Here is a 7,600-nt window from a genome sequence, read left to right on the forward strand (position 1 = left end):
GAGGGCACGGCGCCGCCGCGTTCGCCGGGCACTTCGGCGGAGCACCACAAACGCTGCCGCCCGTGCGGCGGACCATGCGGGGACCGTCGCAGGTCGTACGCGGCAAATCCGCACCACCATCGAGTCGGACGCGGAAATCCTCCCCGGTGCTCGTTGCCCCCGGCCGCATACGCCGAACCGGTGCGCGAACCGGGCCGCGGCAGGGGCGATCTCCCCCGGATCCACCGGTTACGGGTGATCCGTCCCGGCCGTGCGGGCTGGTGTGCGCACCTCGTATACCCACCGCGAGTCCGGCCCGAACTCCACCCCCGGTCGCACCGAACGCCCCTCCTCGGACGGACCCGCGCCGACCTCCGACCGCCGACGGTTGGGGCGTGAAGGCCATCAACGCGCCGCGCCCGAAACCGACTTCCGTCGACACCGAACAGCCCGTTCCACGCTGGGCACGGCGCGTCGCCCGCGCGATCCCGTGGGTGCTGTTGCCGCAATGTCTGTGGCGACTGCCGTTCGGCCTGCGCTTCGAAATGGGCCTGGTCGGCGACGAACCCATGCCGAACGTCTGGATCAGCCTCCCCTACGTGCTCACCCTCAGCGTGCTCACCGAGGCCCTGGGACTGCTGTGCTTCGGGCTGGTGCGCGGCTGGGGCGAAGTGGCGCCCGGGTGGCTTCCGTTCGTCGGCGGCAAGCGCATCCCGCCCTATGCGGCGATCATCCCCGCGACCCTCGGCGGCCTGGCCGCGACCGCATTCTGGACACCGACACTGCTCTCCTGGTTCGGCGTCCTCGACGGTGCAAAAGGTTTCGCCAACGTGTGGTGGTCCACGCTCGCCCAGGTGTGCATCGCGCCGGGAATGTTGTGGGGGCCGATGGTCCTGGCGCTGGCCTACGCCTACTACGTACGCCGCTGCCGCAGGCATCCGGACGAGTACCTGGGCGCCGAGTGGGTCGGCTACGCCGCTCCCGTCCTGGACCTGAACGAGACCGCGCTGCACCAGGTGCGTCGGCTCGGATTCGCCCCCGAGGACGTCCGGCACGTCGTGCTCACCCACCTCGACCGCGACCACGCGGGCGGGTTGGCCGACCTCCCGCACGCCACCGTCCATGTGCACAAGGCGGAGTACGAGGCGGGTATCGCCGGCGGCGCCGACCGCTACCGTGCCGCGCAACTCGCGCACGGCCCGCGCTGGGCGACGTACGCGAGCGAACAGGGCGACCCCTGGTTCGGCTTCGACGCGGTATGCCGACTGGACGGCCTGCCCGAGGAGATCCTGCTGGTTCCATTGGGCGGCCACACCGAGGGCCACAGCGCCGTCGCCGTGGACACCGGCGAGCGCTGGCTGCTGCACGCCGGCGACGCGTACTTCTACCACGGCGAAGTGGACCCGGACGCCCCGCGCTCCCACCCGCTCCTCGACTTCGTACAACTCGGCGCCGAGGTCGACCGCCCGCCTACGCGAACTCGCCCGCCTGCACGGCACCGAGGTCGAAGTCTTCTCCTCTCACGACCCCTGGGAATTCCAACGCTACGCCCCCACGAGCCCCGCCAACACATAAGACCAAGCCCTTCGGCCCGGCCAACGCTTGAGCCCAAGCAGCCGGGCCGGCGCATGGGGCCAAATCAGCCCGGCCGGCACTTGAGGCCACCCAGCCCGGCCGGCGCTTGAGGCCAAGTAGCCCGGCCGGCGCTTGAGGCCAAGTAGCCCGGCCGGCGCTTGAGGCCAAGCCTTTCAAGCCCGGCCGGCGCTTGAGGCCACCCCGGCCCCGGCCCCCGGAGACCGCAACAACTCCGCAGCCAACGAGAGCGCCCCCCGAAGCGCAGCATCCTGCAGGAACCGCGCCCGCACCACCACAGGCGGAAACGGCACCCCCGCCCGCACCCGCGCACAAAGCGCGGCCAGAACACGCGGAGCGGAGTGCATCAGCCCGCCCGTGACCGCAATCCGCTCCACGTCCAGCGCGATCGCCAAGTTGGCGACGTGTACCGCCAGTTCGTCCAACGCCTCGTCGACCAGCGCCCGCACCCGCGGGTCCGGGTCGGCGAACAGCGCCGCGGCGTCCACCTCGCGGCCGAGCATTTCGCTGCCGCGCGTACCCAGCCCGATACCCGAGGTGTACTCCTCCAGGGGCGCGCGTCCCGCGCCGAATCCGGTGTCGTCGCGACCGCGCAGCAGGTAGCCGATCTCGCCGGCTGCCCCATGCGCGCCGTTCAGGACCCGCCCGCCCAGCACGATCGCGGCGGCGATCCCGGTGCCGGCCGTGAGCAGGATCGCCGGGTCCGCGCCACGCAGTGCGCCCCAGCGGGATTCGGCGAGCGCGGCGGCCTTGGCGTCGTTGCCGACGGCGACCCGTCCGGGCTCCAGGCCCAGCCCGTCGCACAGCATCGTGGCCAGTGCCAGGTCCTGCCAGCCGGGCACATTGGGCGCGAGCAGGATCCGGTCGGGCAGCACGATCCCGGGGCTGACCGCGCCGACGGCCGCGCAGTGTCCGCCGGTGGCCGCGACGGTGTGCGCGACCAATTCGCGGGTCGCCGCCACCGCCCGTCGGACCGCCTGGACCGCGCCCTCGCGGGCGTCGGTGATCAACCGGTCGCTCGCCAGAACCGTGCCGTCCGGGCGGGCGGTGGCCAGCGCGATCTTGGTGCCGCCGAAGTCGATGCCGCACACGAATGCCTCGCCTGCGCCCGCGCCGGAACAGACGAATGCCTGCTCCGGCGCGGGCGCGGGGTCGGGAGTACCGGGGGTCCGGTCTCGGTGGAGCGCCGTCATGCGGGCTCCGCGACGTTGCCGACGACACCCGAACCGGCGACGCCCGCACCGGCGTCGGAGTCGGACCGGTTCAGGTATTCCTCGGTGATCTCGCGTGGACCGAACGGCCAGGTCCGCTCCACCTTGGCCCACACCAGGAACGCGGCGCAGCCCAGTGCCACCCATGCCAGCGCCCACTCGATCGGGTGGCGTCCGGGCGAGTTCTTGTCGGCGTAGCAGAAGATCGCGACCCAACCGACCAGCGAGACCAGGGCCGGCACCGGGTACAGCCACATCCGGTACGGCCGGTTCAGACCGGGTTGCCGGCGGCGCAGCACGATCAGTGCGGCGATCTGGGAAACCGCCTGCACGATCACCATCACCGCGGTGAGCAGCACGATGATCGTGTTGAAGTCGGTGTGGTTGCCGATCAGGAAGCCCGCCGCGGTGACCGCGCCCATGGTGAGCAGGCCCACCGTCGGGAAGCGGTGTCGCGGGTGCAGTCGGGCGAACTGTTTGAAGAACACCCGATCGCGGGCCGCGTCGAAGGGCACGCGCGAGCCGCCGAGCAGGCCGGCGAACACGGATGCGAAAGCCGTGATCAGGATCAGTACGGTCACCGTCTGGGCCGCGCCCTTGCCCCACGCCTTCTCCAGGACCAGCGAACCGATCGAGGAGGAGCCGGAGATGGTGTCGGTGTCGGTGACTCCGAGTACGCCGATCTGCATGATCAGGTAGATCGCCATGATGCCGACGATGGAGTAGACGATCGAACGTGGCAGTACCCGGCCGGGGCTCTTGATCTCGGCGCCGAGGTAGGCGGTGGTGTTGTAGCCGAGGTAGTCGTAGATGCCGATGTTGAGGCCGCCGACGAAGGCGAGCCAGAAGCCGGTGGTGCCCAGATCGAAGGCGCCGTCGGGGTAGGTGAAGGCCAGGTCCGCGTCGAAGTTGGTGTAGCACGCGATGATCACCGCGCCGACGCTGATCAGCATGACGACCCACATGATGGTGCTCAGCAGGCCGATCGACTCGATCTTGCGCCACAGCAGCAGGATTACCAGGACCACGACGCCGACGCCGACGAAGTCGCCCTCGGTCTGCGACATCGAGGGCCACAGGTATTGCAGGTACTGCACCATGCCCAGCACGCCGGTGGACATGATCAGCGGGATGAACAGGATCGCGGTCCAGACGAACAGGAACGGCATCAGCCGGCCGGTGCGGTACTGGAACGCCTCGCGCAGGTAGATGTACGTGCCGCCGGCGCCGGGCATGGCTGCGCCGAGTTCGGCCCAGATCAGCCCATCGGCGAGGGCGAGCAGGGCGCCGGCGAGAAAGCCGAGGATGGCCTGCGGGCCGCCGAAGGTGCCCACCATCAGCGGGATGGTGACGAACGGACCGATGCCGCACATCTGACTCATGTTGATCGCGGTTGCCTGGAACAGGCCGATCCGGCGGACGAATCCGCCGTCCGGCGTGGTCGCTCTTGGGCCGGCGCTCACCGTGAACCTCCAGAACAGGGGACCCCGGGGGACACCGGGGGTCGGAACGGGGGTGCGGAGGAAGGGACTTCGTGGTGCGATCCGGCGCCTGGCGCCGCCGGTTTGTAAAGTAAAATTCCTTAACTAATCCCCGTCAAGGGCGAGTCCCGATCCGGCCCACATCTTTGCCCTTCCATGGCCGTTACAGTGGCGCGAGCACCTCGACCACTGACGGAGAGCCGATGACCGCAGGTGGGATCCCACCGGAAAGCGACCCGCCCGCCGTGGCGCACTGGAACCGGGGCGTGCTGCGCAGCATCAACGAGCGCGTGCTCCTCGACCGGGTACGCGCCACCGCGCCCATCTCGCGCGCCCAACTCGCCCGAGACACGGGTCTGTCCAAGCCCACCGTGTCCACCGCGCTGGAGGCGCTGGAGCGCGCCGGGCTGGTCCGTGCGGTGGGGCTGGAGACCGGCGCGCGCGGTCGGGCCGCGCTGCTGTACGAACCCGATCCGACCGCGGGCTACGTCGTGGGTATCGACGTCGGCCGGTCGTGGATCCGGGTCGCGGTCGCCGACCTGGACGGCCGGTTGCTGGCCCGGCAGGACCGACACAACCGGGCCCGCACCTCGACGACCATGCTGGCCACCGCCACCGATCTGGCGCAGACCGTGGTGGCCGACGCGGGCCTGACGCCGACTGCCGTGGTGCACACGGTGATCGGCTGTCCGGGCGTGTACGACCGTGCCGCCGACCGGATCCGCTACGCGGTCAACCTGCCCGGGTGGGGTCGTCCGGGGCTGCGCGGGCGGATGGAGAGCGCACTGGGCACCACCGTGGACATCGTCAACGACGCCAACCTCGCGGCGCTGGGCGAGTACCACAGCGGAGCCGGCGTGGCCTGTCCGCTGTTCGTCTACGTCACCGTCGGAACCGGCCTGGGCATGGGCATCGTCGCCGACGGGCGGCTGTTCCCCGGGGCCTCGGGCGCGGCCGGTGAGATCGGCTTCCTGCCGCTGTCGCCGCGACCCTCGGACCGGGTCGGGCACGGGGCGAGCGCACCGGTGCCGCGCCGCGGCATGCTGGAGGACGCGGTCTCGGCCGACGCCGTGGTGCGCGGCGCCCGGGCGCTGGGCATGACCGGGCCGCTTACCGCGAAGGGCGTCTTCGACGCGGCGCGGCGCGGGGTGGAGCCGGCCGCCGGCGCGGTGCGACACGAGGCGCAGCGACTGGCGCACGTGGTGGCCGCGGTCACCGCGGTGCTCGATCCCGAACTCGTGGTGCTGGGCGGCGGGATCGGCGCGAACGCCGATCTGCTGATGGGCCCGATGACCACCGCGCTGCACGAGTTGACCCCGCTGCGGCCACGGGTGGTGGCGAGCGGCCTGGGCGAGGAGGCGGTCCTGTTGGGCGCGGTCGCCACGGCGGTGTCCACGGCCCGGGAGCGGGTCTTCGCCCACCACGCGCAGGGCTAAAGTCTTCAAGCCCCCGTCCGGCTCCGCGGCGTTCGGTGGCGGGCATCGGGCAAGCTCATCCTCGGGTGGGTGTGGGTCGGCGGGCCACCTCGCCGAGGCGGCCGATCAGGGTGCGCAGCACCCGGGTCCGGCCCTGGTCGGCCCTGCTCGCCGACCACCGACAAGACGATCAGCCGGTCCGCCGCGGCGACCGCTTCGGCCGGCGCTCGGGTGCGGTGGGGGCGCGCAGGACGTGGAGGCCGGCGGTTTTCGGGTTGCGAGGACCGCCCCGGGCTCCGAGGAGCGCTCCGGGGTGTTGTCCTTCACCGGCACGCGCCCGCGCCGGGCTGAGCACGCGCGGCATCGGCGCCGGCGACCGGGTCGCGCTGCTGTACGGCAACGGCGACTGGATCGACTACGCGACCGCCTACCTGGGCGTGCAGCGGGCCGGCGCGGTCGCGGTGCCGATGTCGGATCGGCTCGCCCCCGCCGAGGTGCGACACCTGCTCAGGCACAGCGGGGCCGCGGCCGTGCTGCACCGCGCGGAACTGACCCCGCCGGATGCCGGCACCGGCGCTTGGAGCGCACCGGTCGAGGACATCGAGACCTACCCCGGCCGCGAACTCCCGCCGCCCGCGCCCGGCGACCTCGCCCAGATCCTGTACACCTCCGGCACCACCGGCACGTCCAAGGGCGTGGCCGCCACGCACGCCAACCTCGTCCACGGCTGCACGCTGGACGCGCGCCGGCGCCCGCTGGGGCACTCGGCGCACTTCCTGCACGCGTTCCCGGTCGGCACCAACGCCGGGCAGACCATGCTGATCAACGCGCTGGACGCGAAGGCGACCGCGATCGCAGCGCCGCGCTTCACCCCCGGCCACTTCGCCCGGCTGATCGAACGGCACACGGTCGGCAGCGTGTTCGTCGTCCCGGCGATGGCGATCGAACTGCTCGCCGCGGAACGGGTGCGGCGCTGCGACCTCTTCGGTGTGCGGCTGCTCGGCTCCACCGCCGCCGCCCTGCCGCAGAGTGTCGCGCTGGGCCTGTCCCGGCTGTTCCCGCAGGCCCGGATCGTCAACTACTACACCTCCACCGAGGCCGCGCCCGCCCAGACCACGATGCTCTTCGATCCCGAACACCCCGACTCGCCCGGGCGGCCCGCGTCGCTGCGCGACCTGCGGGTGACCGACGACGCGGGCCGGGTACTGCCGGTGGGCGAGACGGGTGAGGTGTGGCTGCGCTCGCCGACCACGCCCAGGTCCTACTACGGCGAGAACGCCGATTCCGGGGTGTTCTCCGGGCGTTGGGTGCGGATGGGCGATCTGGGCCACCTGGACGCGGACGGATTCCTGTACCTGGTCGACCGCGAGCGGGACGTGATCAAGTTCGGGGCCCACAACGTCTCCACGTTGCAGGTGGAGCACGCCCTGCACGAGCATCCGGCGGTCATCGACGCGGCCGCCTTCGGCGTTCCGCATCCCGTGCTCGGGATGACCGTCGCGGCGGCGGTGGTACCGCTGGGCAATCTGACCGCGACCGAGCTGCGAGTGTTCCTGATGGAGCGTCTCGCCGCACACGAACTGCCCGGACGGTTGCTGTTCCGGGAATCCCTGCCGCGCAACGAGGGCGGCAAGATCCTCAAGCGTGAGCTGCGCCGGCTCCTGGACGACGAGGTCCGACCATGACTGTCACCAACGAGCAGACCCCCCGACGACGGAGGGCGAAGGCGTCCGACCCGCCGCTCCACCGCCTGCCGAGTTGCCCTTCGCGCCGCTGTGCGCCGCCCAGTTGGGCGTATGGGTGACCGAGCGCACGCTGCCCGCCGAGTCCGCCCATCACCTCTCGGTGCTGCTGCGCTTGGACGGCCCGCTGGACGTGGCCGCGCCGGCGGCCGCGTGTGCGGCCACCGTCGCGCGCCACC

The 7,600-nt window shown here is 71.8% G+C and carries 5 protein-coding genes; 3 read left to right on the top strand and 2 right to left on the bottom strand.

Annotated elements, in window-relative coordinates; genetic code table 11:
* Positions 1 to 374 precede the first annotated feature (374 nt).
* The gene (locus ABZS54_RS41140; RefSeq protein WP_355547999.1) at positions 375 to 1,664 is read left to right on the top strand and encodes an MBL fold metallo-hydrolase; all 1,290 of its coding nucleotides are present in this window, start codon (positions 375 to 377) and stop codon (positions 1,662 to 1,664) included.
* 63 nt (positions 1,665 to 1,727) lie between these two features.
* On the opposite strand, the gene ABZS54_RS41145 is transcribed toward ABZS54_RS41140, so the two are convergent.
* Both ABZS54_RS41145 and ABZS54_RS41150 read right to left on the bottom strand, forming a co-directional pair.
* Positions 1,728 to 2,765: an ROK family protein gene (locus ABZS54_RS41145; protein WP_355548002.1), complete on the bottom strand. Its 1,038-nt coding sequence runs from the start codon at positions 2,763 to 2,765 to the stop codon at positions 1,728 to 1,730.
* The gene (locus ABZS54_RS41150; RefSeq protein ID WP_355548005.1) at positions 2,762 to 4,246 is read right to left on the bottom strand and encodes an APC family permease; all 1,485 of its coding nucleotides are present in this window, start codon (positions 4,244 to 4,246) and stop codon (positions 2,762 to 2,764) included. The genes ABZS54_RS41145 and ABZS54_RS41150 overlap by 4 nt, the downstream gene beginning before the upstream one ends.
* A gap of 221 nt (positions 4,247 to 4,467) precedes the next feature.
* Here ABZS54_RS41150 and ABZS54_RS41155 point away from each other — a divergent pair, with 221 nt between their 5' ends.
* Both ABZS54_RS41155 and ABZS54_RS41160 read left to right on the top strand, forming a co-directional pair.
* Positions 4,468 to 5,700: an ROK family transcriptional regulator gene (locus ABZS54_RS41155; RefSeq protein WP_355548007.1), complete on the top strand. Its 1,233-nt coding sequence runs from the start codon at positions 4,468 to 4,470 to the stop codon at positions 5,698 to 5,700.
* 254 nt (positions 5,701 to 5,954) lie between these two features.
* Entirely contained in the window at positions 5,955 to 7,364 is a 1,410-nt protein-coding gene (locus ABZS54_RS41160) for a class I adenylate-forming enzyme family protein (protein ID WP_355548010.1), read from the top strand.
* Positions 7,365 to 7,600 lie beyond the last annotated feature (236 nt).

The organism is Embleya sp. NPDC005575 (assembly GCF_040605455.1).
In the GTDB taxonomy this organism is placed as follows: domain Bacteria; phylum Actinomycetota; class Actinomycetes; order Streptomycetales; family Streptomycetaceae; genus Embleya.